This is a genomic window from Mycobacterium sp. NPDC050441 (assembly GCF_040655355.1).
In the GTDB taxonomy this organism is placed as follows: Bacteria; Actinomycetota; Actinomycetes; order Mycobacteriales; family Mycobacteriaceae; genus Mycobacterium.
This window is the reverse complement of record NZ_JBFAJS010000001.1, coordinates 14821-39504: the sequence shown is the minus strand read 5'-3', so window position 1 is coordinate 39504 and position 24684 is coordinate 14821. Positions and strand designations below refer to the sequence as shown.

Here is a 24684-nt window from a genome sequence, read left to right as displayed (position 1 = left end):
CGGCTGCAGAGGACGCACATGACCGGTTCCACCCTGTTCACCGATGCCATGGCACTGACGCCGGCCGGCGACGGCGTCTATCACGGCGAGCTCAACGAGCATTGGACGATCGGGCCCAAGGTGCACGGCGGCGCCATGCTCGCGCTGTGTGCCAACGCCGCCCGGACCGAGCTGGGCACGTCCGCGCAGCCCCTCGCGGTCTCGGGAAACTACCTGTGGGCGCCCGATCCCGGTCCGATGCAGGTGGTCACCACGGTGCGTAAGCGGGGCCGCCGGATCGGTCTGGTGGACGTCGAGCTCCGACAGGGGGAGCGGGTCGCGGTGACGGTGTCGGTCACCCTCGGCGAGCCCGAGCATCACGTGCCCCCGCTGCTGTCGTTCAACCCTGTGGTGCCGCTGATGACGCCCGAACCGCCGCCCGGGCTGGAGTCGATCGGGCCTGGGCATCCGATGGAGCATGTCGTGCACCTGGCGCACGGCTGCGACATCCGCCCGGCGCTGCACACCATGGGGCCGCGTAGTGACGGCGGTCCGCCGGTGTTCGAGTACTGGGTGCGTCCGAAGGGTGTCGCTCCCGACGTGCTGTTCGCGCTTCTGTGCGGCGACGTGTCGGCTCCGGTCACCTTTGCCGTGGAACGCACCGGTTGGGCGCCCACGGTCCAGCTGACGGCCTATCTGCGGGCATTACCGGCCGACGGCTGGCTCCGGGTGATGTGCACCTCGGTGCAGATCGGCCAGGACTGGTTCGACGAGGACCACATCGTCGTCGACTGCGAGGGCCGGATCATCGTGCAGACGCGGCAGTTGGCGATGGTGCCCGCAGCGCCCTGACGTTCGGACATGGAATGCTGTCGCCCATGTCGAGAATCGCGATAATCGGCGGCGGAAGCATGGGCGAGGCGCTGCTGTCGGGGCTGTTGAGGGCTGGCAGGCAGGTCAAGGACATGGTGGTCGCGGAGAAGTACCCGGACCGGGCCAAGTACCTGTCGGAGAAGTACTCGGTGCTGGTGACCTCGGTCGCCGATGCTGCCGACAACGCCGCCTACGTGGTGATCGCGGTCAAGCCGACTGACGTCGCGAATGTGATCGACGAGATCGCCGACGCGGCAGCGCGCGCCGATTCCGACACCGCCGAGCAGGTGTTCGTCAGCATCGCGGCCGGTGTCAGCACGTCGTACTACGAGAACAAGCTGCCGGCCGGGTCTCCGGTCATCCGCGTCATGCCCAACTCCCCGATCGTGGTCGGCGGCGGGGTGAGCGCTTTGGCGGCGGGCCGGTTTGCGACTGCCGAGCAGCTCAAGGAGGTCTCGTCGATCTTCGACGCGGTCGGCGGCGTACTCACCGTGAGTGAGTCGCAGCTGGACGCGGTGACCGCGGTGTCCGGGTCGGGGCCGGCGTACTTCTTCCTGATGGTCGAGGCTCTGGTCGACGCGGGCGTGGAATCGGGTCTGTCGCGTGCGGTGGCCACCGATCTGGCGGTCCAGACGATGGCCGGCTCGGCGGCAATGCTGCTGGAACGTCTCGATGAGGTGAACGCGGCCGGAGGCGCCGCGCTGGACACCACACCGGCCCGATTGCGGGCAATGGTGACCTCGCCGGCCGGCACCACCGCCGCTGGGCTGCGGGAACTGGAGCGTGGGGGACTGCGGGGCGCGGTGTCGAACGCCGTTCTGGCCGCGAAAACGCGCTCTGAGCAGCTCGGAATTACATCTGAGTAATTAGATTAATTCCAACTGATTAGCCCACACCCGTCGCAGTAACCCCACCCGCCACGCTATTCTCCCTTTGTATGCGCGGGTCGGTGCCAGCGGTGGGGAAGCCGCTGGAACTGCCTGTGCCTGATTGATTGGGTTGCGATGACGTCTATGAACGGGCCATCGGCGCGGGATGCTGGCGACGGTCAGCCTCGAGCTCAATTTCTGACGGTCGCCGAAGTGGCGAGCTTGATGAGGGTCTCGAAGATGACGGTGTACCGGTTGGTGCACAACGGTGAACTGCCTGCGGTTCGAGTGGGCCGATCGTTCCGGGTCCACGCCAAGGCAGTCCACGATCTGCTGGAGTCTTCGTACTTCGACGCCGGCTGACAGCCAGGGTTGACAGCGCCGCCGTACCGGCTGAGCGCCCAGACCAGGCTGGCGTTTTCCGTTTCGGTGACTGGCCCGGGTAAAGTAACCAGGTCAATCAACAGCGTCAGTAGCGGAGACACCAGGGTTTATGGGCTCAGTCATCAAGAAGCGGCGTAAGCGTATGTCGAAGAAGAAGCACCGCAAGCTGCTTCGCCGTACCCGGGTGCAGCGTAGAAAACTCGGCAAGTAGTCAACTGCTGCGGCCGCTAGGCTGAGCCGATGGATTCTGATGGTCGTTCGGGGGGACGCCCGACGGGAGTCCCCGGATCTGGTTCGGATACTTCCGGTGCGGGACAGTCCGCAGATGCGTCGCCCGCTCCGAAAGTAGTCCTGGTCACGGGTGCGTGCCGGTTCCTCGGTGGTTATCTGACCGCCAGGCTGGCGCAGAACCCGGCGATCGAGCACGTCATCGCCGTCGATGCGGTGGTGCCGAGCAAGGACATGATGCGTCGGATGGGACGCGCGGAGTTTGTCCGCGCCGACATCCGCAACCCGTTTATCGCCAAGGTGATTCGAAACGGGAACGTGGACACCGTCGTGCATGCCGCGGCGGCGTCCTACGCGCCGAGGTCCGGAGGCCGCGCCACGTTGAAGGAACTCAACGTGATGGGCGCGATCCAGTTGTTCGCCGCCTGCCAGAAGGCACCGTCGGTCCGTCGGGTCGTGCTCAAGTCCACCTCTGAGGTGTACGGCGCGAGCTCGCGCGATCCGGTGATGTTCAGCGAGGAGAGCAGTGCTCGGCGTCCGCCGGGTGACGGGTTCGCCCGCGACTCCATGGACATGGAGGGCTATGCGCGCGGCCTGGCCCGGCGCCGTCCGGACATCGATCTGACCATCCTGCGGCTGGCCAACATGATCGGGCCCGCGATGGACACCGCACTCTCGCGGTATCTGGCCGGGCCCGTGGTTCCGTCGGTCGTCGGGCATGACGCGCGGCTGCAGCTGCTGCACGAACAGGACGCCCTCGGCGCGCTTGAGCGTGCGACGATGGCCGGCAAAGCAGGCACGTTCAACGTCGGTGCCGCGGGCATCATCATGATGAGCCAGGCGATCCGGCGTTCGGGACGCGTCCGGCTCCCGGTCCCGCGCGGGGCGTTGTCGGCGATCAATTCGCTCAGTCGCGCAACGCGTTACACCGAACTCGACCGCGATCAGATGAACTATCTGAGCTATGGCCGGGTCATGGACACTACGCGAATGCACAGGGATCTGGGCTACAGTCCCAAGTGGACGACCGCCGAAGCATTCGACGATTACGTCCGTGGTCGTGGATTGACACCGATACTCGATCCGCGATGGGTACGCTCAATGGAGAGTCGCGCCATGGGGATGGCGCAGCGTTTGGGATATTAGTACTGGCTCTATCCGGGGTGGGAGAAGGTATCGACGTGGCGGCCGAATCAAAAGCGAAAGTCATTCCGCTACACGGGAATTCGAACCGTTCCTCGGCCGCGCGCCGGGCCGCGGCCCGGTCCGACAGCGCCCGCCGACATCCTTCGGTTCTCGCCGATCCGGGAAGCCGTGCCTCGGCCGAGCAGATCGCCGCGGTGGTGCGTGAGATCGATCAGCGGCGCAACAGCGCGTCGGGTCAGTCGACAGCCGACGAAGGCCCCAGCGAACTCGTCAAGGGTATAGCGGCGGTCTCGGAATTCGTCCGCACCCGGATGGCCGGTGAGTACTCGGTGGACGAGTTCGGGTTCGACCCGCACATCACCAATGCAATCTTTTTGCCTTTGCTGAGAACGTTTTTCCGGTCCTGGTTCCGAGTTGAGGTTTCCGGTATAGAGAATCTGCCCGAGACCGGCGCCGCGCTGGTGGTGGCCAACCACGCCGGGGTGCTGCCCTTCGACGGGCTGATGACCCAGGTGGCCGTTCACGATCACCACCCCGCGAACCGGGATCTGCGCCTGCTGGCCGCCGATCTCGTGTTCGATCTGCCGATGGTCGGGCAGGCCGCGCGCAAGGCCGGGCACACCGTCGCCTGCACCACCGACGCGCACCGGCTGCTGGCCAACGGTGAGCTCACCGCGGTGTTCCCGGAGGGCTTCAAGGGGCTGGGCAAGAACTTCAAAGATCGCTACAAGCTGCAGCGGTTCGGCCGCGGCGGCTTCGTTTCCGCAGCTCTGCGGGCCCACGCGCCGATCGTGCCGTGCTCGATCGTGGGCTCGGAGGAGATCTACCCGATGATGGCCGACGTGAAGCTGCTGGCCCGGTTGCTCGGTCTGCCGTACTTCCCGGTGACGCCGCTGTTCCCGCTCGCCGGCCCGCTCGGCCTATTGCCGTTGCCGTCGAAGTGGCACATCCAGTTCGGTGAGCCGATCGAGACGGTCGACTACGACGAGAGCGCCGCCGACGATCCGATGATCACCTTCGAGCTGACCGATCAGGTCCGCGAGACCATCCAGCACACGCTGTACCAGCTGTTGGCGGGGCGCCGAAACATGTTCTTCGGCTGAGTTTTTCACTCACCTTTTATCGCTCGCGCAAAGAAAAATCAGGCGCCGGACTTTTGCCCAGCAACCATCTTGGCGATCGCGGCGTCGCGCGCCGCGGCGATCTGTGAACTGATCTCGTCGGCCTCGTCGAGGGCCGCCTCGCCGAGCATGGTGACGATGCTCGTGGCAACCGGGTTGCCGTCGTCGTCGGTGACCTCGGCCCGGACCTCGGCGATCACGGTGCCGTGCGATTCGATGACCGAGTCCAGGTACGAGTCGAACCACAGTTTGTCGCCGACCAGGATCGGCCGGTGGAAGATCAGCTTCTGGTCGCGGTGCAGCACGCGCTCCAGGTTGATCGGAATGTCGAACTTGTCGAACAGCTCGAGCTGGACCCGTCGGCCGGCCACCGCGAGGAACGTCACCGACGCCACCACCGAGTCGTGGCCGAATTCTTTGGCGGACTCGGCATCGTAGAGCGCGGGATGGTCGTCCTTGACCGCGCGGGCGAACTCACGGACCTTCTCCCGGCCGACCTCGAAGTAGTCGGGGTACCGGTAGTGAGTCCCGATGATGTTTGCGGCGATGCTCATATTCCCTGCGCTGTTCCGTATGCGGTGCGCGGTGCGCACAAACGTGCCTGACTGCCAAGCCGCTGGCGCGGCCCGCCGCGGAAGCTTATAACGCGGCCTGTTAGCTCAGCGAATGTCGTGGCGGCGGGAGGCGGCAGCGGCCAGCGCGCCGCCCAGCGCGCCGAGCGCCAATGCCGACGGCACACCGATGCGCGCCGCCTTGCGTGCAGTGCGGAAGTCGCGGATCTCCCAGCCGCGCTCTCTGGCCACGTCGCGCAGCGCGGCGTCGGGGTTGATCGCCACCGCGGTACCGACCAGCGACAGCATCGGTACGTCGTTGAAGCTGTCCGAATAGGCGGTGCACCGGCGGAGGTTCAGACCTTCGCGGATGGCCAGGGACCGCACCGCGTGGGCCTTTCCGGTGCCGTGCAGGATGTCTCCGACCAGCCGGCCGGTGAACACCCCGTCGACCGACTCGGCGACCGTCCCCAGCGCACCCGTCAACCCCAGCCGCTTGGCGATCGTGGCGGCCAGCTCGTAGGGGGTCGCGGTGACGAGCCACACCTGCTGACCGGCGTCCAGGTGCATCTGGGCCAGCGCCCGGGTCCCGGGCCAGATCTTGTCGGCGATGATCTGGTCGTAGATCTCCTCGCCCAGGGCGACGAGCTCCGCGGTGGACCGGCCCTCGATGAACGCCAGGGCCTTCTGCTTGCCCTCGGCGACGTCGTCGCTGTTCTCCTTGCCGGTGAACTGGAACTTGGCCTGGGCATATGCGATGCCCAGGATGTCGCGGTAGGTGAAGTACTTGCGGGCGGCCAGGCCGCGGGCGAAGTGCACCAATGACGACCCATGCACCAGGGTGTTGTCGACGTCGAAGAACGCCGCGGCCGTCAGGTCGGGCGGCGGTGCCGGCGTCGCCGCGGTGTCGGTGTCGGGCTCGAGCTCGGTCACGGCGAGTTCGGCGCTGGCCTCGGCGGCAAGCTCCTGTTCGAGCGCATCGGCACTACCGGATTCGGGCACGTTTTCACCCTAAGTCACCGGGCCGGGATACTGGCGTTGTGGAGGGCGGGCAGACGGGTACCGGCGGTCGAACCACTGTGACGTTGCTGACCAGGACGGGCTGCAGCATGTGTGAGCGGGCGGCGCAGCAGTTGACCGCGTTGCGTGAAGAACTGGACTTCGAGCTGGTGACCACGGATGTGGATGAGGCCGCTGCCGCCGGTGACGCCTCCCTGCGGGCCGAGTTCGGCGATCTGTTGCCGGTGGTTTTGCTGAACGGGACCCAACACAGCTACTGGGAAGTCGACGAGCAGGCGCTTCGGGCCGAGGTGCCTACCAGGTGAAGCCCACAGATGAAATTTGGTGGGCGGGCCGGAAACGATTACCTTGGTGACGTGGTGATGAAGCCGTGAGTGTGCTGCTATTCGGGGTTTCGCACCGCAGCGCGCCGGTGTCTGTTCTCGAGCAGTTGAGCACTGACGAGTCGGATCAGGCCAAGATCATCGACGAGGTACTCCGGTCCTCGTTGGTCACCGAGGCCATGGTCCTGTCCACGTGCAACCGCGTCGAGGTGTACGCCGTGGTCGAGGCCTTCCACGGCGGCCTGTCGATCATCGGGCAGGTACTTTCCGACCACTCCGGCATGTCGCTGAACGATCTCACCAAATACGCCTACGTGCGCTATGCCGAGGCCGCTGTCGAGCACCTTTTCGCGGTGACCAGCGGCCTGGATTCGGCCGTCATCGGTGAAGCCCAGGTGCTGGGCCAGGTGCGTCGCGCATATGCGTCGGCCGAGGAGCATCAGACCGTCGGGCGCACGTTGCATGAACTGGCCCAGCGGGCCCTGAACGTGGGCAAGCGGGTGCATTCCGAGACCGGGATCGACGCCGCTGGCGCGTCGGTGGTCTCGGTGGCCCTCGGGATGGCCGAAACCAAACTCATCGGCGGGCTCGCCGGGCGCACCGCAGCCGTGATCGGCGCGGGCTCGATGGGCGCCCTGGCCGGCGCACACCTGGTGCGGGCCGGAATCGAGCAGGTCCACGTGGTGAATCGGTCGCTGCCGCGGGCCGAGCGCCTCGCGGCGAACCTCACCGAGCAGGGCGTGCAGGCGCAGGCCTTTTCCCTGGACCAGCTCGCGGAAGCCCTGGCCGATTCCGATGTCGTGGTCAGCAGCACCGGGGCGGTGCGGCCGGTGGTCTCACTGGCCGACGTGCACCATGCACTGGCGCAGCGCAACGCAGAGGCCGGTGATCGGCAGCTGGTCATCTGTGACCTCGGTATGCCTCGCGACGTGGATCCCGCGGTGTCCGGGTTGCCCGGTGTCTGGGTCGTCGACATGGACCGGATCCAGCGGGAGCCGTCGGCGCGGGCCGCGGCCACCGATGCCGATGCGGCCCGCACGATCGTCGCCACCGAGGTTGCCAACTACCTGGCGGGCCAGCGGATGGCCGAGGTCACCCCGACCGTCACCGCGCTGCGGCAACGCGCCGCCGACGTGGTGGAGGCCGAGTTGCTGCGCCTGGACAACCGGCTGCCCGAACTGGAGTCGGCGCACCGCGACGAGGTGGCCAAGACGGTCCGCCGCGTCGTCGACAAACTTTTGCACGCACCCACGGTGCGGGTGAAACAACTCGCCAGCGCGCCTGGCGGGGACAGCTACGCAGAAGCCTTGCGGGAGCTGTTCGAACTCGATCCGCAGGCCGTCGAAGCTGTGGCGGCCAGCGAATTGCCCTTTATGACAACAGATCTCGATAAGTCTGAGTAGAGCTTGGTAGATACGCGCGATACGGTAATCCGGATCGGCACCCGGGGTAGCCTGCTGGCGACCACGCAGGCCGGCACCATCAGGGACGCTTTGCGAGCCGCAGGCCACCCCTGCGAGTTGGTGATCATCTCCACTGAGGGCGACCGCAACCAGGGCCCCATCGCCGAGATCGGCGTCGGGGTCTTCACCGCGGCGCTCCGGGAGGCGATCCACGACGGCCGGGTGGACATGGCCGTTCACTCCTACAAAGATTTGCCCACCGCACGTGACGACCGGTTCGTGATTGCCGCCGTCCCGCGCCGTGAGGACCCCCGAGACGCGCTGGTGGCGCGCGACGGAATGGTCCTCGGCGAGTTGCCGGTCGGGTCCGTGATCGGCACGTCGAGTGCGCGACGGGCCGCGCAGCTTAGAGCACTGGGTCTCGGTTTGGAAATCCGCCCCCTACGAGGCAACCTAGATACCAGGTTGAACAGGGTTACGAGCGGCGATCTCGACGCCATCGTGGTCGCCCGAGCGGGTCTGGCCCGCATCGGACGTCTCGATGTAGTCACCGAGTCGCTCGAGCCGGTGCAGATGTTGCCAGCGCCGGCTCAAGGTGCGCTCGCGGTGGAATGCCGCTCCGGCGACACCGAGCTGATTTCGGTGCTGTCGGAGTTGGATGACGCCGACACGCGCGCCGCGGTCACCGCCGAACGGATCCTGCTCGCCGAACTGGAGGCGGGCTGTTCCGCACCGGTGGGCGCGATCGCAGAAGTGGTCGAGTCCATTGATGAGGACGGCAATGTCTTCGAGGAGCTGTCGTTGCGCGGCTGCGTAGCGACGCTGGACGGATCCGACGTGATCCGTGCGTCCGGCATCGGAACTCCCGATCGGGCCGCCGACTTGGGTGTCTCGGTGGCAGCGGAGCTTTTCGAGCTGGGTGCACGCGAGCTGTTGGTAGAGCGCGGGAGTGAAGAATGACCATGCGAGGTCGCAAGGCAAAGCCCGGCCGCATCACATTTGTGGGCTCAGGCCCGGGAGATCCGGGGCTGCTGACGGCACGGGCACAAACTGTGTTGGCGCACGCCGAGTTGGTGTTCACCGATCCCGACGTCCCTGAAGCCGTACTGGCCCTGATCGGCACCGAGCTGCCACCGGCAGCCGGCCCGGCCCCGGCTGAGCCGGCCAAGGCCGACGCCGCCGGTGATGACGCGGCCGGAGCCCCTGACGCCGGGCAAGCCGCCGTCATCGCGGGCGGGCCCGAGATCCGCCCCGCTCTCGGCGATCCCGCCGAGGTGGCCAAGACGCTGGTCGCCGAGGCCCGCCACGGCTACGACGTGGTGCGTCTGGTCTCCGGTGACCCGCTGTCGGTGGACGCCGTCATCACCGAGATCGGTGCGCTGGCCAAGTCCCATGTGAACTTCGAGATCGTCCCCGGGCTGCCCGCCACCAGTGCGGTGCCCACCTACGCGGGCCTGCCGCTGGGGTCGTCGCACACCGTGGCCGATGTCCGCGGTGACGTGGACTGGGCGGCGCTGGCCGCCGCACCCGGGCCGCTGATCCTGCACGCGACCGCATCGCACCTGCCGGACGCCGCCCGCACCCTGATCGAATTCGGTCTGTCCGAGAACACTCCTGCCGTGGTGACCGCGAGCGGTACCACCTGCCAGCAGCGTTCGGTGGAGGCCACCCTCGGTGGGCTCACCGACAAAGCGGTGCTGGAGAAGCCGGCCGGAAGTGAGCTGGCCGGGCCGCTGGTCGGCCCGCTGGTGGTCACCATCGGCAAGACCGTGGCCAACCGCGCCAAGCTGAACTGGTGGGAGAGCCGCGCCCTGTACGGCTGGACCGTGCTGGTGCCGCGCACCAAGGATCAGGCCGGCGAGATGAGCGACCGGCTCGTGGGCCATGGCGCCCTGCCGATCGAGGTGCCGACCATCGCGGTCGAGCCGCCGCGCAGCCCCGCGCAGATGGAGCGCGCGGTCAAGGGTCTGGTCGACGGTCGTTTCCAGTGGGTGGTGTTCACCTCGACCAACGCCGTGCGTGCGGTCTGGGAGAAGTTCAACGAGTTCGGCCTGGACGCGCGGGCATTCTCGGGTGTGAAGATCGCCTGTGTCGGGCAGGCCACCGCCGACAAGGTGCGGGCCTTCGGCATCAACCCCGAGCTGGTGCCGTCGGGGGAGCAGTCCTCGCTGGGCCTGCTCGACGAGTTCCCGCCGTTCGACGAGGTTTTCGATCCGGTGAACCGGGTGCTGCTGCCCCGCGCCGACATCGCCACCGAGACGCTGGCCGAGGGCCTGCGTGAGCGCGGCTGGGAGATCGAGGACGTCACCGCCTACCGCACCGTGCGCGCGGCTCCGCCGCCGGCGCAGACCCGCGAGATGATCAAGACCGGCGGCTTCGACGCGGTCTGCTTCACCTCGAGCTCGACGGTGCGCAACCTGGTCGGTATCGCCGGCAAGCCGCACGCCCGGACCATCGTGGCCTGCATCGGGCCGAAAACTGCTGAAACCGCAGCGGAATTCGGCCTGCGCGTGGACGTGCAACCCGAATCGGCCGCGGTGGGACCGCTGGTCGATGCGCTCGCCGAGCACGCCGCGCGACTGCGGGCCGAAGGGGCACTGCCCCCGCCGCGCAAGAAGAGCCGTAGGCGCTAAGAACAGCGGAGGCATTGCATGGTTTACCCCAGGCACCGTCCTCGTCGTCTGCGGTCCACGCCGGCGATGCGTCGTCTGGTGGCCCAAACCTCTTTGGAGCCGCGCCATCTGGTGCTGCCGATGTTCGTCGCTGACGGCATCGACGCCCCGCGCCCGATCTCTTCGATGCCCGGAGTGGTGCAACACACCAGGGATTCGTTGCGCCGGGCGGCCGCCGATGCGGTGGCGGCCGGTGTTGGCGGGCTGATGCTCTTCGGTGTGCCCCGTGACGAGGACAAGGACCCGACCGGTGCCGTCGGCATCGATCCGGACGGCATCCTCAACGTGGCCCTGCGTGATCTGGCCAAGGATCTTGGTGACGCGACGGTGCTGATGGCCGACACCTGCCTCGACGAGTTCACCGATCACGGGCACTGTGGCGTGCTGGATGCGGCGGGACGGGTCGATAACGACGCGACCAACGCGCGCTATGTGGAACTTGCTGTGGCACAAGCGGAGTCGGGTGCGCACGTGGTGGGTCCCAGCGGCATGATGGACGGTCAGGTGGCCGCCATCCGCGACGGTCTCGATGCGGCCGGACATGCCGACGTCGCCATCCTGGCCTATGCCGCCAAGTTCGCCTCGGCGTTCTACGGCCCGTTCCGTGAAGCGGTGTCGTCGAGCTTGGAGGGCGATCGGCGCACCTATCAACAGGATCCGGGCAATATCCGCGAAGCCGTGCACGAGGTGGAACTCGACATCGACGAGGGTGCCGACATCGTGATGGTCAAGCCCGCGATGAGCTACCTGGATGTGGTGCGCGCCGCTGCCGATATTTCACCGGTGCCCGTTGCGGCGTACCAGATTTCGGGCGAGTACTCGATGATCTGTGCGGCCGCGGCCAATGGCTGGATCGACCTGCAGGCCGCCGCCCTGGAATCCTTGACCGGAATCCGGCGGGCCGGTGCCGACATCGTGCTGACCTATTGGGCGGCCGACGTGGCCGGCTGGCTCGCGTGACCGATCAGGTGACCGAACAGCAACCGAGCCCGACCGGACGCCCCGAGGACGTCGACACCGGGTTCTGGTTGTGGGCGGCCGCACTGGTGCTCATGGTGGTCGGATATCTGATCGACGCACTCACCGGGTCCGGCAGGGGTGTGCAACAGTCCATGACGGTCGTCTTCTCGGTGATGTTCGTGGTGGTGCTGTCCTCGATCGTGGTGGCGTTCCTGATGCTGATGCGCCAGGGGTACCGCTGGGCTCGCACCGTGTTGACCAGCGGCGGAATCATCTCGGTGCTCCAGTCGATCAGCAGCCTGCTGAGCGGTGAACGTCAGGACGCGGCGGCGGTGGGCTACGCGGTCACCGCAATCGTCGGGTCCGTGCTGATCGCGGGCGGGCTGTACCTGCTGCACCGCAAGGACGCCGACGGTTTCTTCACCCGCTGATTCGCTACGCTTCGCCTCAATGTCCTCACCCTCATCCCCGTCGCGACGCGCGACCATCGGGTTCAGTTGCTGGTTGGTCGGCTCCGTGTTGTTGATCGTCGGCGGCCTGATCGCCGCCTTCGCGTCCTGGCCCAGTGCCGAGAGCACCCTGTTCCGTGGCGTGGGTGTGCTCACGGCGCTGGCCGGCGCGGGAATGGCGTACCTGGCCGGCCGCAGCCGGTCCGGCGACGCGCGGCACCGCCGGGCCGCGGTAGCGCTGTCGATGGCGATCGTGGTGGTGGTCGGGTTGATCGCGGCGTTCAGTCTGGCTCCGGTGCACATCCTGACGCTGCTGGCGCTGCTCATGCTGATCGTGGGGACCGGCTTGAGTGCACTGTCGTTGCGGAGGGGAGACGAAGGTGAGTGAACCGGTGAACAAAGTTGCCTCCGAGGTGCTGTTCTACGAGCAGGGCGCCAGTTGGGCGTGGCTCTTGTTGGGGCCGTTCGCCGGTGTCGGCATGGGAATTCTGCAGATGACCGGCGGATACGGTCAGGATCTGTGGATTCCGATCCTGTTCCTGGTGCTGGTGTCGGGGTTCGTGGCCATCCAGATCAAGGCCGCGCGTATCCACACCTCGGTTGAGTTGACCGCCGAGACCCTGCGGCAGGGCGCCGAGATCTTGCGGATCGACGAGATCGTGCGGATCTATCCGGAGGCGTCGGGTTCCGAGAGCCCCAAATGGCAGTCCGACCGTGCCCTCGGTGAGCTCAGCGGGGTGCCGCGGGGCCGCACCGGCATCGGGCTGAAACTCACCGGCAACCGCGGAGCCCAGGCCTGGGCGCGCAAGCATCGGAAGCTGCGCGAACTGCTGACGCCACTGGTCGAGGAGCGCACCCCGTGAGACGCCGGGCCGTTGTGGAGCTCGTGGTGGCCGCGATCGCCGCAGTGGGCTGTGTGCTGAGCTGGATCGCGGCGGCGACGACGATCGAGGTGGCGCCCGTGTTGGACGGTGAGCCGGTCACCACGGCGGTCAGCTACTCGTCGCCGTTGTTGGTGCTGGCATTGGTGCTGGCGGGTCTGGCGGGCGTACTGACGGTGTTGGGTGTCGCCCGGCTGCGCCGCTGACCAGTGACCGACTGGCAGCCAGTCACGCGCGGTGAATCCGGCGCCGGGGTGTTCCGGAACGCTGACGGTTCCAGGTACGCCAAGGTGGTCGGCCCCGCGGCGGTGGTCGATCTGGCTGCGGAACGGGACCGGGTGTCCTGGGCGCACGATCACGGGCTTCCTGTGCCGGCCGTCATCGACTGGGGTACCACCGAGGACGGCGGCGCCGTCCTGATCACCAGTGCCGTCGGCGGCGTCGCTGCGGATGGGCTCACCGAACCGGCACTGCGGGCGGCCTGGCCCGCGATTGTGGCGGCGGTCCGCACGCTGCATGACATCGCGGCCGACGAGTGTCCCCACCGGCGCGATCTGGACGGCATGCTGGCCCGGGCACGCTCGGTCGTCGCTGCGGGCGCGGTCAACCCGGAGTTCCTCCGCGACGAGGATCTGGACGTTCCGCCAGGCGAACTGCTGGCCCGCGTCGAACGTGAGGCCGGTCTCCGTCGCCGCCAGGAGGCCGTCGATCGGGTGGTGTGCCATGGCGACCTGTGCCTGCCGAACATCCTGATCGACCCCGACCGGTTCACCGTCGAGGGGTTCGTCGACCTGGGCCGGCTGGGTCTCGCGGACCGCCACGCCGACCTGGCGTTGTTGCTGGCGAATACGGCCGACACCTTTCCCGAATTCGCCGAGGACGCCGCGGCGGGCCTGGCAGCCGGCTATCCGGCGGCGATAGACCAGGACCGGCTGCGGTTCTACCTCGCACTGGATCCGTTGACCTGGCCGTGAGAGCACAAGCAACGGTTCAGGAATCGAGCCAGGCAAGCTCATCGGATAAGCGCGCGCGCCAGAAGTCCTCGTCGTGCCCACCGGGGTAGAAGCCGACGGCTGGGGTCCTGGGCAGTTGGTCGACGAACATTCGGGTCGCGGCGTAGAACCGGTCCCCGGTGCCGCAGTCGACGCGTAGCGGGATCGACCCCAGCGCAGGCAGCAGTCTCAGCGCTGAGTTCTGCCGCCAGTCATCGAGGCTGTCGAAGGCGTCGGGCGGCGCGCCCCAGTACGTCAGGTACAGCGCCGGGCTGATTGCGCAGACCGCCGCGGTGCGAGCGGCGCCCAGTCTGGCACCCAACAGCATGGCGCCGTAGCCGCCCATCGACCAGCCCATGAAGGCCACTCGTGAGGTGTCGATGCCTTTGGTGGCCAGCATCGGGATCAGCTCGTTGAGCACCATCGCCCCGGAGTCCTCCCCGGAGGCTCGACGGCGCCAGAACGAGTTGCCGCCGTCCACACTGACCACCGCGAACGGCGGCCGGCCGGCCGCCGTCAGCTGGGCCAGCGTTTCCGGGATGCCCAGGCTCATCACGCCGGCGGCATCGTTGTCCATCCCGTGCAGGGCGATCACCGGACGCAATGGGCCGTGCTGGCCTGGCGGGCGCGCGATGATCCAGTTGGTTTCGACACCGCCGCGGGCCGCGGAGATGAACGACCCCGAATCGCGGGTCGGCAACGGGGCGCCCGCGGAGGCCGTTTGGTTGGGGCTCGGAGACGCGCGGGGCATAGGAGGATCGAGCAGGCTGCCCAATGCCATCAGTCCCGCGGCACCCGCACCGGTGACACCTAGACGCAGCGCGTCGCGGCGGGTCAGCGAGGTCACCTGCGCATCATTCCAACCATGGGTCTCAACACGTGACACGGTCCGGCAACAGCGCGATAACGCCACCCACCATGTCGGTGATCGTGGTCACAGAGCTGTTGGTACAAAGTGCGAAATCTGTAACACTGTGTCCATGACCGAATTGGCCGAGCAGCCACAGCAGACCGATGCCCTGCCTCTGGGGCCGCAATCACTGGTCTGGAAGTACTTCGGCGACAACCGGATGTACCTGATCGGGCCGCGGCCCGCCGTCCTGCAGAACATGCTGGCCGAACTCGGGCAAGGTGTGCTGGACCATTCGACGTTCTTCTCCGACACCGCCGAGCGGCTCAAGCGCACCATCCCGCCGATCTACCGGACCGTGTACGGATCGGAAGCGGACAACGCCGGCACCCAGGTGCGCGACTTCCACCACCACGTCAAGGGCGATATGCCCGATGGGTCGCGCTATCACGCGCTGGATCCCGACACCTACTTCTGGGCGCACGCCACGTTCGTCGAGCAGGTCCTCTACTTCGCCGACACCTTCGTCACACGGCTCAGCGACGCCGAGAAGGAACAGATCTACCGGGAGTCCAAGACCTGGTACCGCCGCTACGGGGTCAGCGACCGGCCGATGCCGGCCACCTACGCCGAGTTCGAGCAGTACTGGGACCGGATGATGAACGAGGTGGCTGTCCCGCACAAGTCCGCCCGCTACGGCGTCGGCTATGTCACCAAGGGTTTCCCGTGCCCCAAGGGGGTGCACCCGGCGGTGTGGCGCGTGGTCGCCACGGTGTTCGACCCGGCCGCGGCTTTCCTGACCGCGGGGGGCCTGCCGCCGCGCGCCCGTGACCTGCTCGACCTGCCGTGGAGTGAGCGGCAGGAACGCAATTACCAGCGGTTCGCGGCGTTCTGGCGGTCCCGCCCGGTGAACTGGGTGTGGGATCATCTACCGATGAGTGCGCGCTACAACAAATTTGCGCAAAAGGGCTATGCCCGGGGCTGATTCGTCGCCCGCGACGGTGTCGGATTCGTCGCCCGCGACGGTGTCTGATTCGTCGCCCGCGACGGTGTCTGATTCGTCGCCCGCGACGGTGTCTGATTCGTCGCCCGCGACGGTCGCAATCCTGGATGCCGCCCTCGTCGAATTCGAGCGGCACGGCCTGCGCCGGGTCGCGCTCGACGATGTCGCGCGCCGGGCCGGCGTCAGCCGCACCACGATCTACCGCCGATTCGCCAATCGCGACGAACTGGTCGCCGCCGTGATCGAGCGGGAGAATGTCGCGCTGTTTGCCGACATCGCCAATGAGTTGAAAAGCGCAGGACCGCAATCGAATTACTATGTCGAGGCGTTCACGCTGTCGATCCTGCGGTTCCGTCGCCATCATGTGCTCAACCAGCTGATCGCCGATGAACCGGCCCTGGTCATGGAGATGCTGCACACCCATTACGGCGCGGCGATCGAGCGGATGGCTGCCGCGCTGAAGGTGATCTTCCCGGCCGGGTTCGCCGCCCGGATCGGCGAGCAGGCGGTCAACGACCTGGCCGACACCATCCTGCGCTACGCGGGGATGGTCCTGTTGCTGCCCAGCGTCGAATCCCTCGACACCCCCGAGGACATCCGGGCGTTCGCCACCCGCCATTTCCTGCCCAGCCTGCCTGCGTCGCTGCGCACCGTCTCGGCCTGATCCGGGCGGGTCGGTGGCGGCAAAGTGTTTGGCGGCTCGTACTTTCGGGCAGCCGATAGGGATGACCACCGAGAAGCCCCCGCCTGTCAGCGAAGAGAACCGCGAGGAAGCCAAGCGCGTCTTGAATTCCTACGACGACGACCGCCCGACTGTGACCCTGCCCGGCAGCCACGGCACGGTCTCGGGCACCGCTGTCAACGACTGGCTGGACGACGACGGCAAGCCGATCTACGGCCGTCCCGATAGCGAGCAGTAACCGCGAACCCGCGCCGTCGCAGGCCCGTGGTTGCCTACTGTGGCTGGTGTGACTGCGACCCCGCTCGAACGAATTGCCCCTGCTTTCGTGACGATGGCCCACGAGATCGTGTGGGCGTCGGTGGCCACCGTCGACGCCGACGGCCAACCCCGCAGTCGGATCCTGCACCCGATCTGGGAGTGGGACGGGACCGATCTGTTCGGCTGGATCGCAACCGTGCCCAGCCCGGTCAAGCGGGCACACCTGGCGGTGCATCCGCACGTCTCGGTCAGTTACTGGACCACCAACCACGACACCTGCGCGGCGGACTGCCTGGTGGAGTGGTACACCGACGACGAGACCTGTACGCAGGTGTGGGACCGCTTTGCCAACGGCCCGGCGCCGGTGGGCTACGACCCGTATGTGATCCCGCAGTGGAGTGGCGGGCCGACGTCGGACCAGTTCGCCGCGTTGCGCCTGACTCCCTACCGGCTGCGGGTGATGCCGGGCACGGTCATGACAGCGGGGTCCGGTGAGGTGCTGAACTGGCGGGCGTGACGCCGGTACCGCTCACGACCGGATGCAGCGGCCACTGCTGTCGCTCGGCCCGGTGGCCGGCATGCCACGGCACGACGGCCTCGGCGACATCGCGGACATCATCGTCGGTGTCGATCACCGCGTAGGCGGCCGAGTGCCCGGGCAGTCCGTTGACCAGGCATTCGTAGCTGATGCGGTGTGCCAGGTCGCGGATCCAGCGGATTGCGTCCGGCCTCCGGCTGGAAGGTAGCCGACGTGCGTCGCAGATCAGCAGGACCCGGCGCGCACCCACGGTGAGGGCGGTTGTGGTCGCCAACTCGCACGCCTCGTTGGCGCAGGAACGTAATCGCCTGCGCCACGCGATGGTTCGGCGTCCCCCGAACCGGGATCGCACCGAGTGCCCGTCGAAAACAGTGATCACCGATTCGATCTCGTCCGCACTCAATGGCGGTGTTGCCGAATCGGTTGTGTGCCAACGTGTCCGGATGGGCACCCGGGCGCACGGCGGATGTGCATGCTTGACGGGGACGTCGGCGCGTCCCAGAGACGTGGTGATCGACCCGGATAGGTCGGTCAGCCAACCGAGCATCAGGACCTGCGGACCGGCGGCTCCTCGCCCCGCCACTGCAATTCCACCCGCCGTTCTCTGCCCTTGTCGTAAATTGTCACGCTGCTATCCGACCCGCTTTTCTGCAACAACAATCCACCGTGGTCAATAAATTGGTTGTTCGATTGGCGTGGAGCGTCAAATATTCCGATTCAACGGCGCGAATTAAACGCGAAACAATTTCCGCGCAACCCGAATGTGAAGCGTTCACCCGGTGCGTCGACGGCCCGAAGCCGTGAAAAACTGCACTCCAGACCACTAGGCGCGGTCGGGACGCTTCCTTCTGGGAATGGTCTCCCCGGCGTCGGCGGCCTTGTCGCGTTTTGCTGCCCGCCGTTCCTTGATGGTCATTGCCGGTTTTTTGGGCGCGCGACCTTGGGATTTATCAGCCATCGTTGCTCCTTTTACTCGCAAACAATCACTGAGCCCGACCATACATCAGAAAAAATTAAAAGCCAGTCGGCGGTATTTATGGCCGCCGTGCGTGCTGGCGCCTTGCGGAACGGTGTGCCGGTTCGCGTCCGGAGTGCCTGGCGGGCCATGGCCGGTGTCGGGTTGGGCAACGTGTCCCTCCGGCGACGCGAGACCCGAATTTGCGAATGCTACTAGCAAGTAGTCACGGCGATTATTTACGCTACAGTAAGTAGCTATATCCGATAAGGGCATGCTCAACCCAGGTTCTTTCCATTGCTAATTGTTCCCAGTGCAAATGAGGGTCAGTTCACTTCCGGGAAAAGTGAAACACGTTATAACTGTGCTGGGTACGTTCCCTCGACGTTGGCTGCGTACGGTGCATCGAGTGCCGTCCGGGATGCCAGCTCGGACGAAAGGGATCACATGCACGCAGGTGTTCGGCCCTATCTCAGTGCCGGAATCGCGCTTGTCGGAGCCGGCGTCATCGCCACGGCCCCGGTCACCCCGCCACCTCAAATCCATTCGGTCAGTGTCGAACTGGCGGCCGTGGTGGAGAACCCGGCCGACGTGTTCGCGCCGCTTTTCGAACTCTCGCAGGAAGTCATCGCCGGTCTCATCGCTGCTGAACTCAGTGATCCGGCGCCCGTGCTCACCCAGTTCGTGCTCAACCAGATCGAAACTGCCACCGTGACGGGAGGGATTGCGCTCAACGGCATCTCGACCGTCGCCGCCGTAGCAACCGGGCTACCGGTCGGCATCGCCGCCGCGGTCGCGGCAATCGCACAGGGCAACCCCGGCCAGGCCCCCATCGAGATCTTGAATGCGGTGGGGACGCCGGTCATCCAGTTCCTGATCCAGTCGGTTCCGGACGTGGAGTGGGTCCTGCAACGCCCACTGGCGGTCGCGCAGGCTTTGGTTCCGGTGATCCTGGAAAGTGCGTTGTCCGGGCCGATCTCACTGGGCCTGGGCCCGGTGAAGTGGACCGTCGACACCGCGGTCGCGGCCGTCGGTAACGTTCTGAACGCCGCGTCCACCGGCGATCCGGTCGCCACGATCAACGCGTTCCAGCACGGCGTCAAGGACGTGGCCATGCAAACCGTCCAGTTGGGCGCATTCACCGCTGAATTCGTCAACACCACTCGGCAAGGAATCAAAGCCGCACTCCAAACCCAGCCGGCGGCAGCGAATTCGGCTCTCGCACGGGGAACTGCGATCGATCAGGATGTCGAGCCTGAAGCCCGGGTGTCGGCAGCAGTGGGCAACTCGGCCCCAACCACCCGTACCCGGCCGAGCCTACGATCGGTCTTCGGCAACGGCAACAAGGTGCGGCCGGGTCCGGCGGCGGTCAGCCGCGGCGACGATGCGCCGGCGAAGGCGGGCGCACCGGCCGCGGTCTCACTGAAATCCATGGTGGACAAGGTGAAGTCGGGGCTGCACAAGCCGGTCAAGGCATCCGCTGAAGACCGCGAACCGAATGAATCCACGACTGGTGACAGCCAGGAGTAGCCGTGCGCCGGGCATGGCGCGGCGGTCTCCGTCCGCCATACCCGGCTACCGACAGCTCACCGCTATGCCGGCCGGTGCCTGACCTTGGGTGTGGCGTCGTCATGGCCGAGGTGTAGACCGGGAGCCAGCATCGCCACCCGGCGCCGGTAGTCGCGGTACTGATCACCCAGGTTGTCCACCAGGTCGCGTTCTTCGAGCTGGATCGCCACCAGGATGTAGACGGTGCTGACGGCGGCGAACAGCAGATGGCCCGCGGTCATGGTCGGGCTGGCCCAGAACGCGACGATGAACCCGGCCATGATCGGGTGCCGGATCACCCGGTAGAACATCACCGTCTGGAACCCCAAGTCGCGATACGGCTGACCGCGCCAGTTCAGCCACACCTGTCGCAACCCGAACAGGTCGAAGTGGTTGATCATGAACGTGGAGGCGAACACCGTGGCCCAGCCGAGCCCGAACAGAGCCCACAGAATCACCCGGCCCGCAGTGGATTCCACGTTCCAGACGATCGCGGGCATGGTGCGCCACTGCCAGTACAAGAGGAGCAGGGCCAGGCTGGCCAGCAGCACGTACGTGCTGCGTTCGATGGCTCGCGGGACGATCCGCGTCCATCGGTCTTTGAACCACGGCCGGGCCATCACGCTGTGCTGGACGGCGAATACCGACAGCAGCAGCAGGTTGACGAGCACAGCCTCGGCGATGGGCGCGGCGATGCCGGAATCGACGGTGCGTGGCACCACGAAGTTGCCGACGAAGCCGATCGCATAGAGGAAGGACACGACGAACAGGAGATAGCTCGTGATGCCGTAGCCGATGATGAGTAGGCGCTTCATGGTGACCTCCTGCCACCGAGGGGACAGTTGCCGCGCCCTGCTGCCGGCCGCAGTAGTGGCCTATTCACGGTAGACCTTGTATTCCCAGGTGAACAGGGGTTTACCGGCAGTGTCGGCGCCTACTCGACGTCGGTCTGCCTATTTGGAGCGCTCCGCCTTGGCGGCCTCGCGTGCCAGCATGCGGTCGCGTTGCTCCTCGAACCTGAGAACCTGCTTCTCGAGGTCCGCCAGGTAGTCGGCCAGCTGGTCGCGGCGCTTCTCGCCGACCGCGGTCACGTCGTTGCGTTCGAAGATCCGCCACTTCTTGACGTTGGGCATCACGACTTCTTCGAGGTGCTGGCGCAGATCGTAGATGCCGTGCTTGGCCATGATCACGCTGTTGCGCCGCCAGTTCGGCATGCCGCGACCGGGCATCCGGAATCCTTCGATGATGGCGCATACCGCCTCCATCGCCTGGTCGGGGGCGAGGTCGAAACCGGCGGAGAACACGTTGCGGTAGAACACCATGTGCAGGTTCTCGTCGGTCGCGACCCGCTGCAGCATCGACTCGGCGAGAGGGTCGTCGCAGATCTTGCCGGTGTTGCGGTGGCTGACGCGGGTCGCGAGTTCCTGCAGCGTGGCGTATGCCGAGATCATCAGCGGGCCGGGCTCATGGATTTCGCGTTCTTCCTCGTCGGGGTCGTAGCCGTTGCGCATGTGCTCCATGCGCATGCGCTCCAGGGCGACGGGGTCCACTCCGCGGGTGACGACGAGGTAGTCGCGGATGACGATGCCGTGGCGGTTCTCTTCGGCGGTCCACTGGTTTACCCAATGACCCCAGGCACGGTCGAGTGAGAAGTGATTCGCCGCCCCGCGGTGATAGGACGGCAGGTTGTCCTCGGTGAGCAGATTGGTGATCATCGCGACCTTGGCGACTTCGGACAGGCCCGACTGCTCGGGTGCCCAGTCTTCGCCGCCCAGCGCCGCGAAGTTGCGGCCGAGGTCCCACGGAACGTAGTCGTGCGGATGCCATTCCTTGGCGACCTTCAAATGGTGATTGAGGCCTTCTTCGGCAACCGGCTCGAGCTCCGTGAGGATCTCGGCGTCGGTCAATTGTCTCTGCATCAGCGTCCCATCAAGTCGTCACCCGACCGTTGTGTGTCTATGACCGTAGCCCGTGTAACCCGTACAAGCGGTCTCCCAAGCTTCGAACTCGATCCATTCCAGCAACACAGGAGTGCGCCCGTGCCGGGCGCGCGGTCGGCATCGACGTGTGTGACGTCGAACTTCACCCCGCCGGCTCTCCTCCGATGCGGTGACACCGAAGTCCGTGTCGCGTTGAACACTGTCGGTGCACTTATGTCTGTGGGGGCCCGGTCAAATCTGTCCGAATCGGCGGCGACGTGACGCTGAGCGGTCATGCCACGACGTGCCGCCAATTGTGTTGAGCGTACGCGGTGGTGCAAATCGCCCCGGATCAGGATCGAGCGTCGGCGCCGGCGGTAGCCCGGTGACCTGCTCGAGCGGGCTGCCCTTTCGCCACCGTGTCGTGGGGCTGAACCAGGATGTGGGAATCAGGATTTTGAGGCGTCGAACTCGGCTGCGTACTGTTCGGCGGCCGCGATCATGGCCCTGCCGATCTCCTCGTATTGGCCGTCCCGCAGGTTGGCCAGCGAAACCCGGACCGACCATTCGGGCCCCTCGAAACCGCCGCCGTTCAACAGCACAACCCCGGTCTGCTCAGCGAGGCGGAACAGGATGTCGGTCGGTTCGTAGTTCGCCTTCACGAACTCGATGAACCCTGGGGTGGCGCGTTCGGCGGCCCAGATCAGAAAGTCGAGCTCGGCGTAGTAGCCGACCCGGTTGGGGTCCTTGTCCAGCGCGATCTGCATGCCGTCCTGCAACGACTTGAACCTGCGGGCGATCAGTGCCTCGGCCTGCTGTTTGTAGTGGTCCTCCCTGTCGAGCAGGCAGTATGCGCTGAACAGCAGCATCTGGCACTGCTGTGGCAGCGACAGCCCCGCGGTGTGGTTGAGGGCGACGTTGCGGCTGTCGGCCACCAGGCGGTCGATGAACCTGATCACCCTCGGTTCCAGGGTCAGCGGGCTGTACCGCTTGTCGAGTGCCTGCTTGTCTTCCTCGGGGAGTGCGGCAAGCAACTCGTCGAAGATGTTGTCGCGTGCGATCCCGATGGTTCCCAGGCGCCAGCCCGTCGCACCGAAGTACTTGGAGAACGAGTACACCGTGATGGTGTTGCGCGGAGCGGCGCCCGACGTCGAGGACCTTGCCGGCTCGGGTGACCTGCTCGATGGTGATCTCGTCACCCAGGCCGTCCAGGACGTGCGCGATCTTCTGACCGGTCGAGTTGTCGACCAGGTAGACGCGCCCGACGATGCGCGGTGCGGCGGGGGTGGCGGTGTCCTCGTCGGATCCTCCTCCGAGCTGCTTCCACATGAACGCGGCGTACTTCAGGCTCTTGCGATTGAGGCTGGCGACGAAGGTCGGCCCCGAGACGTAGCCGAGCGTGAAGATGAACAAGGCGAAGGCGATCGTCTTCACTTCGTCGTTCAGCTTGATGTCACCGAGCATGCCGATCAGGATCGCCACGACCAGCGTTCCGGCTACCCCGCCGAGGGAGATCTTCCAGACCCGCACCTTGCCCACTGCGAACCCGGCCGCAAGGCACACGAACAGCGCGATCTCGGGAGTCGATTCGAGGGTGCGGACGATGCAGTCGACCGCTGTCATCGTGTACGGAACATTCGGATGGTTCCTTGTCTGCCGAGCGGCCGTCAGGTGCTGACATGGCTTGGCAGTCAATGTATCCGGATTACGAGGTTCCCACTGCGAATCAGCGGTGGTGACTGCTGGATGAGATCAGCAGCGCGACATCAACGGGCTAGACCCGCCGCAGCAGCACCGCCTGCTCGACCGGTACGCGTTCGAATACCCGCCGCACCCGGCCCTTCACATGCTCAGCCCCTTCGGCTTTCGACACCACCCGCGGATCGGTGAGCCGGATGTTCCTGCCGTGCCGGCGCATCTGGGCGCCGCCGGCTGCGGTGATGTTCTTGAGCCAGTCCCGGTCTGGGCCGTAGGTGAGCAGGATCGCGACGCCCTCGTCGGTGCTGAACACCGACAGCGGGGTGCGGTAGCGGGCGCCGGATTTGCGGCCGACGTGTTCGAGGATGCCGTAGAGGGGAGCCCATCCGGCCCAGAGCTTCTGGATGGGGTTGGCGACATACCTGTTGAGCCGGGCCAGCCATTGCGGGAGTTGCATGGCCTCATTCAATCGCCGCCATGACGGCGGTCACAACCTACTACGGTCGGATTTCGGTCGGTTCCTCAGCTGGAACGCCTGAGCAACAGCGTGTGCTCCACGCCCGCGCGCGCCATCAGCTGGCGCCACGGCGCCCTCAGGTGTGGCAGCGCCTCGGTGGTGGGCACGATTCGGGGCTGATCGACGGCGAAGGTGCGTCCTTCGAACTTCACTCGGCCGCCGCCCGCGCGCTGTAGGTTTTTCACCCAATCCCGTTGTCGCCCATAGGGCAGCAGCACCGCCACTCCGTCATCTGTGCTGAACACCGTCACCGGTGTGCGGTAGACGGTGCCGCTGCGTCGTCCGGTGTGCTCGACGATCGACCAGATCGGCAGGTAGCCCGACACCGGCCGGAAGATCCGGTTGGTGACGCGTCGATTGAACCGAGCGCGGCGGTCTGAGAATCGCACCATCGCTTCATCTTGCCGGGCCGGGTCGAATGAGCCGAGACTGGAGCCATGGCCTATCTCAAACCGCCCTGGTTCGTCCGGAAGGTGTTCAACCGGATCGCGATGGCGACCGGCGTGGGGCATAGCGAGACGCTCACGGTGACCCGGCGGACCAACAAGCAGCCGCAGCAGATTCCTGTCGTAGTCCCGGTGGTCGACGGGGTCAGATACCTGGTGTCGACGCGTGGTGAGTCGGACTGGGTGCGCAACGTGCGGGCCGATCCGTTGGTCCGGCTCGGATCGGTGGATTACGTCGCGGCGGAGGTTCCGGTGCCGCAGCGGGCACCGGTGATCGCGGCTTACCGTCCGCTGGCAGGCAAGGTGGTGGAGGGCTACTTCCGCGATCTGCCCGATGACGCCGATCACCCGGTGTTCGCGCTGACGCCGGCGGGGTGACCGCGGCCACTACACCCTGTAGTTGACGCATTTGCACCGGC

The 24684-nt window shown here is 66.4% G+C and carries 32 protein-coding genes and 1 pseudogene; 22 read left to right on the top strand and 11 right to left on the bottom strand.

Annotated features, from left to right (window positions below; translation table 11 throughout):
- The first annotated feature begins 18 nt into the window (after positions 1–18).
- From AB0I14_RS00245 to AB0I14_RS00220, 6 genes are all read left to right on the top strand, one after another.
- The gene (locus tag AB0I14_RS00245) at positions 19–831 is read left to right on the top strand and encodes a thioesterase family protein (RefSeq protein ID WP_358014165.1); all 813 of its coding nucleotides are present in this window, start codon (positions 19–21) and stop codon (positions 829–831) included.
- Positions 832–857: 26 nt separating this feature from the next.
- A complete protein-coding gene (gene proC, locus AB0I14_RS00240; protein WP_358014162.1) occupies positions 858–1718 on the top strand; it encodes a pyrroline-5-carboxylate reductase in 861 nt (286 codons plus the stop codon).
- Positions 1719–1856: 138 nt separating this feature from the next.
- Entirely contained in the window at positions 1857–2084 is a 228-nt protein-coding gene (locus AB0I14_RS00235) for a cell division/environmental response transcriptional regulator (RefSeq protein WP_003882954.1), read from the top strand.
- Between the two features lie 130 nt (positions 2085–2214).
- On the top strand, positions 2215–2316 hold the full coding sequence (locus tag AB0I14_RS00230; protein ID WP_003402602.1) for an AURKAIP1/COX24 domain-containing protein: 102 nt from the start codon (positions 2215–2217) through the stop codon (positions 2314–2316).
- Positions 2317–2345: 29 nt separating this feature from the next.
- Positions 2346–3479, top strand: a complete 1134-nt coding sequence (locus AB0I14_RS00225) for an SDR family oxidoreductase (protein ID WP_358014157.1) — start codon at positions 2346–2348, stop codon at positions 3477–3479.
- A 35-nt stretch (positions 3480–3514) separates the two neighbouring features.
- Positions 3515–4582 (top strand): lysophospholipid acyltransferase family protein, encoded by a 1068-nt coding sequence (locus tag AB0I14_RS00220; protein WP_358014154.1) that lies wholly within the window; start codon positions 3515–3517, stop codon positions 4580–4582.
- A gap of 38 nt (positions 4583–4620) precedes the next feature.
- Here the strand turns inward: AB0I14_RS00220 and AB0I14_RS00215 are convergent, their stop codons facing one another.
- Together AB0I14_RS00215 and AB0I14_RS00210 are read right to left on the bottom strand one after the other, a co-directional pair.
- The gene (locus AB0I14_RS00215; protein ID WP_358014151.1) at positions 4621–5154 is read right to left on the bottom strand and encodes a MaoC family dehydratase N-terminal domain-containing protein; all 534 of its coding nucleotides are present in this window, start codon (positions 5152–5154) and stop codon (positions 4621–4623) included.
- Positions 5155–5259: 105 nt separating this feature from the next.
- The gene (locus AB0I14_RS00210; protein ID WP_358014148.1) at positions 5260–6153 is read right to left on the bottom strand and encodes an HAD-IB family hydrolase; all 894 of its coding nucleotides are present in this window, start codon (positions 6151–6153) and stop codon (positions 5260–5262) included.
- A gap of 77 nt (positions 6154–6230) precedes the next feature.
- Between AB0I14_RS00210 and AB0I14_RS00205 the strand changes: the two genes are divergently transcribed.
- The 10 genes from AB0I14_RS00205 to AB0I14_RS00160 all read left to right on the top strand — a co-directional run bounded on the left by AB0I14_RS00205 (position 6231) and on the right by AB0I14_RS00160 (position 13833).
- Positions 6231–6476: a glutaredoxin family protein gene (locus AB0I14_RS00205; protein ID WP_358014146.1), complete on the top strand. Its 246-nt coding sequence runs from the start codon at positions 6231–6233 to the stop codon at positions 6474–6476.
- Between the two features lie 65 nt (positions 6477–6541).
- Complete coding sequence (locus AB0I14_RS00200; RefSeq protein ID WP_358014143.1) at positions 6542–7897, top strand: glutamyl-tRNA reductase; 1356 nt, start codon at positions 6542–6544, stop codon at positions 7895–7897.
- Between the two features lie 3 nt (positions 7898–7900).
- A complete protein-coding gene (gene hemC / locus AB0I14_RS00195) occupies positions 7901–8857 on the top strand; it encodes a hydroxymethylbilane synthase (RefSeq protein WP_358014140.1) in 957 nt (318 codons plus the stop codon).
- Entirely contained in the window at positions 8854–10530 is a 1677-nt protein-coding gene (locus tag AB0I14_RS00190; RefSeq protein WP_358014137.1) for a bifunctional uroporphyrinogen-III C-methyltransferase/uroporphyrinogen-III synthase, read from the top strand. Before hemC ends, AB0I14_RS00190 begins: the two co-directional genes overlap by 4 nt.
- Before the next feature lie 18 nt (positions 10531–10548).
- Positions 10549–11529 carry a porphobilinogen synthase gene (gene hemB, locus AB0I14_RS00185; RefSeq protein ID WP_358014134.1) on the top strand — a complete coding sequence of 327 codons (981 nt, stop codon included), beginning with the start codon at positions 10549–10551 and terminating at the stop codon, positions 11527–11529.
- Positions 11526–11960 carry a hypothetical protein gene (locus AB0I14_RS00180; protein WP_358014131.1) on the top strand — a complete coding sequence of 145 codons (435 nt, stop codon included), beginning with the start codon at positions 11526–11528 and terminating at the stop codon, positions 11958–11960. Before hemB ends, AB0I14_RS00180 begins: the two co-directional genes overlap by 4 nt.
- Before the next feature lie 19 nt (positions 11961–11979).
- Positions 11980–12366: a hypothetical protein gene (locus AB0I14_RS00175; protein ID WP_358014128.1), complete on the top strand. Its 387-nt coding sequence runs from the start codon at positions 11980–11982 to the stop codon at positions 12364–12366.
- Positions 12359–12841, top strand: coding sequence for a DUF3093 domain-containing protein (locus AB0I14_RS00170; protein ID WP_358014125.1), 483 nt, complete (start codon positions 12359–12361; stop codon positions 12839–12841). Before AB0I14_RS00175 ends, AB0I14_RS00170 begins: the two co-directional genes overlap by 8 nt.
- Positions 12838–13065, top strand: coding sequence for a hypothetical protein (locus AB0I14_RS00165; protein WP_358014122.1), 228 nt, complete (start codon positions 12838–12840; stop codon positions 13063–13065). The genes AB0I14_RS00170 and AB0I14_RS00165 overlap by 4 nt, the downstream gene beginning before the upstream one ends.
- A 3-nt stretch (positions 13066–13068) precedes the next feature.
- Positions 13069–13833 (top strand): APH(3'') family aminoglycoside O-phosphotransferase, encoded by a 765-nt coding sequence (locus AB0I14_RS00160; protein WP_358014119.1) that lies wholly within the window; start codon positions 13069–13071, stop codon positions 13831–13833.
- Between the two features lie 16 nt (positions 13834–13849).
- Here AB0I14_RS00160 and AB0I14_RS00155 read toward each other — a convergent pair whose 3' ends face one another.
- The gene (locus AB0I14_RS00155; RefSeq protein ID WP_358014116.1) at positions 13850–14698 is read right to left on the bottom strand and encodes an alpha/beta hydrolase-fold protein; all 849 of its coding nucleotides are present in this window, start codon (positions 14696–14698) and stop codon (positions 13850–13852) included.
- A gap of 133 nt (positions 14699–14831) precedes the next feature.
- Here AB0I14_RS00155 and AB0I14_RS00150 point away from each other — a divergent pair, with 133 nt between their 5' ends.
- From AB0I14_RS00150 to AB0I14_RS00135, 4 genes are all read left to right on the top strand, one after another.
- Positions 14832–15686 carry an oxygenase MpaB family protein gene (locus AB0I14_RS00150; RefSeq protein WP_358014113.1) on the top strand — a complete coding sequence of 285 codons (855 nt, stop codon included), beginning with the start codon at positions 14832–14834 and terminating at the stop codon, positions 15684–15686.
- Positions 15673–16368: a helix-turn-helix domain-containing protein gene (locus AB0I14_RS00145; protein WP_358014110.1), complete on the top strand. Its 696-nt coding sequence runs from the start codon at positions 15673–15675 to the stop codon at positions 16366–16368. Before AB0I14_RS00150 ends, AB0I14_RS00145 begins: the two co-directional genes overlap by 14 nt.
- Before the next feature lie 61 nt (positions 16369–16429).
- The gene (locus AB0I14_RS00140) at positions 16430–16624 is read left to right on the top strand and encodes a hypothetical protein (RefSeq protein WP_358014107.1); all 195 of its coding nucleotides are present in this window, start codon (positions 16430–16432) and stop codon (positions 16622–16624) included.
- Positions 16625–16717: 93 nt separating this feature from the next.
- Positions 16718–17161 carry a pyridoxamine 5'-phosphate oxidase family protein gene (locus AB0I14_RS00135; protein ID WP_358016645.1) on the top strand — a complete coding sequence of 148 codons (444 nt, stop codon included), beginning with the start codon at positions 16718–16720 and terminating at the stop codon, positions 17159–17161.
- Here AB0I14_RS00135 and AB0I14_RS00130 read toward each other — a convergent pair.
- Both AB0I14_RS00130 and AB0I14_RS00125 read right to left on the bottom strand, forming a co-directional pair.
- The gene (locus tag AB0I14_RS00130) at positions 17118–17765 is read right to left on the bottom strand and encodes a hypothetical protein (RefSeq protein ID WP_358014104.1); all 648 of its coding nucleotides are present in this window, start codon (positions 17763–17765) and stop codon (positions 17118–17120) included. The genes AB0I14_RS00135 and AB0I14_RS00130 overlap by 44 nt on opposite strands.
- 240 nt (positions 17766–18005) lie before the next feature.
- Complete coding sequence (locus tag AB0I14_RS00125; RefSeq protein ID WP_358014101.1) at positions 18006–18140, bottom strand: hypothetical protein; 135 nt, start codon at positions 18138–18140, stop codon at positions 18006–18008.
- A 444-nt stretch (positions 18141–18584) separates the two neighbouring features.
- Here AB0I14_RS00125 and AB0I14_RS00120 point away from each other — a divergent pair, with 444 nt between their 5' ends.
- A complete protein-coding gene (locus AB0I14_RS00120; RefSeq protein WP_358014098.1) occupies positions 18585–19667 on the top strand; it encodes a hypothetical protein in 1083 nt (360 codons plus the stop codon).
- 62 nt (positions 19668–19729) lie between these two features.
- Here AB0I14_RS00120 and mddA read toward each other — a convergent pair whose 3' ends face one another.
- The 6 genes and pseudogenes from mddA to AB0I14_RS00090 all read right to left on the bottom strand — a co-directional run bounded on the left by mddA (position 19730) and on the right by AB0I14_RS00090 (position 24211).
- Positions 19730–20500 carry a methanethiol S-methyltransferase gene (mddA, locus tag AB0I14_RS00115; RefSeq protein WP_358014095.1) on the bottom strand — a complete coding sequence of 257 codons (771 nt, stop codon included), beginning with the start codon at positions 20498–20500 and terminating at the stop codon, positions 19730–19732.
- Between the two features lie 138 nt (positions 20501–20638).
- Positions 20639–21604, bottom strand: coding sequence for an acyl-ACP desaturase (locus tag AB0I14_RS00110; RefSeq protein WP_358014092.1), 966 nt, complete (start codon positions 21602–21604; stop codon positions 20639–20641).
- Between the two features lie 449 nt (positions 21605–22053).
- A complete protein-coding gene (locus tag AB0I14_RS00105; protein WP_358014089.1) occupies positions 22054–22803 on the bottom strand; it encodes a bifunctional aspartate transaminase/aspartate 4-decarboxylase in 750 nt (249 codons plus the stop codon).
- Between the two features lie 139 nt (positions 22804–22942).
- Positions 22943–23227 (bottom strand): annotated as a pseudogene (locus tag AB0I14_RS00100) (hypothetical protein); the annotation flags it as partial.
- A 151-nt stretch (positions 23228–23378) separates the two neighbouring features.
- Positions 23379–23759 (bottom strand): nitroreductase family deazaflavin-dependent oxidoreductase, encoded by a 381-nt coding sequence (locus tag AB0I14_RS00095; protein ID WP_358014086.1) that lies wholly within the window; start codon positions 23757–23759, stop codon positions 23379–23381.
- 65 nt (positions 23760–23824) lie between these two features.
- Positions 23825–24211, bottom strand: coding sequence for a nitroreductase family deazaflavin-dependent oxidoreductase (locus AB0I14_RS00090; RefSeq protein ID WP_358014083.1), 387 nt, complete (start codon positions 24209–24211; stop codon positions 23825–23827).
- Between the two features lie 45 nt (positions 24212–24256).
- Here AB0I14_RS00090 and AB0I14_RS00085 point away from each other — a divergent pair, with 45 nt between their 5' ends.
- A complete protein-coding gene (locus tag AB0I14_RS00085) occupies positions 24257–24643 on the top strand; it encodes a nitroreductase/quinone reductase family protein (protein ID WP_358014080.1) in 387 nt (128 codons plus the stop codon).
- The last annotated feature ends 41 nt before the right edge of the window (positions 24644–24684 follow it).

What these genes read in the sequence shown, in the direction of transcription:
- mddA (WP_358014095.1), bottom strand. Translation starts at nt 20,500, where the DNA reads ATGAAGCGCCTACTCATCATCGGCTACGGCATCACGAGCTATCTCCTG.
- AB0I14_RS00230 (WP_003402602.1), top strand. Translation starts at nt 2,215, where the DNA reads ATGGGCTCAGTCATCAAGAAGCGGCGTAAGCGTATGTCGAAGAAGAAG.
- AB0I14_RS00140 (WP_358014107.1), top strand. Translation starts at nt 16,430, where the DNA reads ATGACCACCGAGAAGCCCCCGCCTGTCAGCGAAGAGAACCGCGAGGAA.
- AB0I14_RS00095 (WP_358014086.1), bottom strand. Translation starts at nt 23,759, where the DNA reads ATGCAACTCCCGCAATGGCTGGCCCGGCTCAACAGGTATGTCGCCAAC.
- AB0I14_RS00120 (WP_358014098.1), top strand. Translation starts at nt 18,585, where the DNA reads ATGCACGCAGGTGTTCGGCCCTATCTCAGTGCCGGAATCGCGCTTGTC.
- AB0I14_RS00190 (WP_358014137.1), top strand. Translation starts at nt 8,854, where the DNA reads ATGACCATGCGAGGTCGCAAGGCAAAGCCCGGCCGCATCACATTTGTG.
- AB0I14_RS00175 (WP_358014128.1), top strand. Translation starts at nt 11,980, where the DNA reads ATGTCCTCACCCTCATCCCCGTCGCGACGCGCGACCATCGGGTTCAGT.
- AB0I14_RS00245 (WP_358014165.1), top strand. Translation starts at nt 19, where the DNA reads ATGACCGGTTCCACCCTGTTCACCGATGCCATGGCACTGACGCCGGCC.
- AB0I14_RS00235 (WP_003882954.1), top strand. Translation starts at nt 1,857, where the DNA reads ATGACGTCTATGAACGGGCCATCGGCGCGGGATGCTGGCGACGGTCAG.
- AB0I14_RS00110 (WP_358014092.1), bottom strand. Translation starts at nt 21,604, where the DNA reads ATGCAGAGACAATTGACCGACGCCGAGATCCTCACGGAGCTCGAGCCG.
- hemB (WP_358014134.1), top strand. Translation starts at nt 10,549, where the DNA reads ATGGTTTACCCCAGGCACCGTCCTCGTCGTCTGCGGTCCACGCCGGCG.
- AB0I14_RS00150 (WP_358014113.1), top strand. Translation starts at nt 14,832, where the DNA reads ATGACCGAATTGGCCGAGCAGCCACAGCAGACCGATGCCCTGCCTCTG.
- AB0I14_RS00145 (WP_358014110.1), top strand. Translation starts at nt 15,673, where the DNA reads ATGCCCGGGGCTGATTCGTCGCCCGCGACGGTGTCGGATTCGTCGCCC.
- AB0I14_RS00085 (WP_358014080.1), top strand. Translation starts at nt 24,257, where the DNA reads ATGGCCTATCTCAAACCGCCCTGGTTCGTCCGGAAGGTGTTCAACCGG.
- AB0I14_RS00215 (WP_358014151.1), bottom strand. Translation starts at nt 5,154, where the DNA reads ATGAGCATCGCCGCAAACATCATCGGGACTCACTACCGGTACCCCGAC.
- proC (WP_358014162.1), top strand. Translation starts at nt 858, where the DNA reads ATGTCGAGAATCGCGATAATCGGCGGCGGAAGCATGGGCGAGGCGCTG.
- AB0I14_RS00135 (WP_358016645.1), top strand. Translation starts at nt 16,718, where the DNA reads ATGGCCCACGAGATCGTGTGGGCGTCGGTGGCCACCGTCGACGCCGAC.
- AB0I14_RS00090 (WP_358014083.1), bottom strand. Translation starts at nt 24,211, where the DNA reads ATGGTGCGATTCTCAGACCGCCGCGCTCGGTTCAATCGACGCGTCACC.
- AB0I14_RS00125 (WP_358014101.1), bottom strand. Translation starts at nt 18,140, where the DNA reads ATGGCTGATAAATCCCAAGGTCGCGCGCCCAAAAAACCGGCAATGACC.
- AB0I14_RS00225 (WP_358014157.1), top strand. Translation starts at nt 2,346, where the DNA reads ATGGATTCTGATGGTCGTTCGGGGGGACGCCCGACGGGAGTCCCCGGA.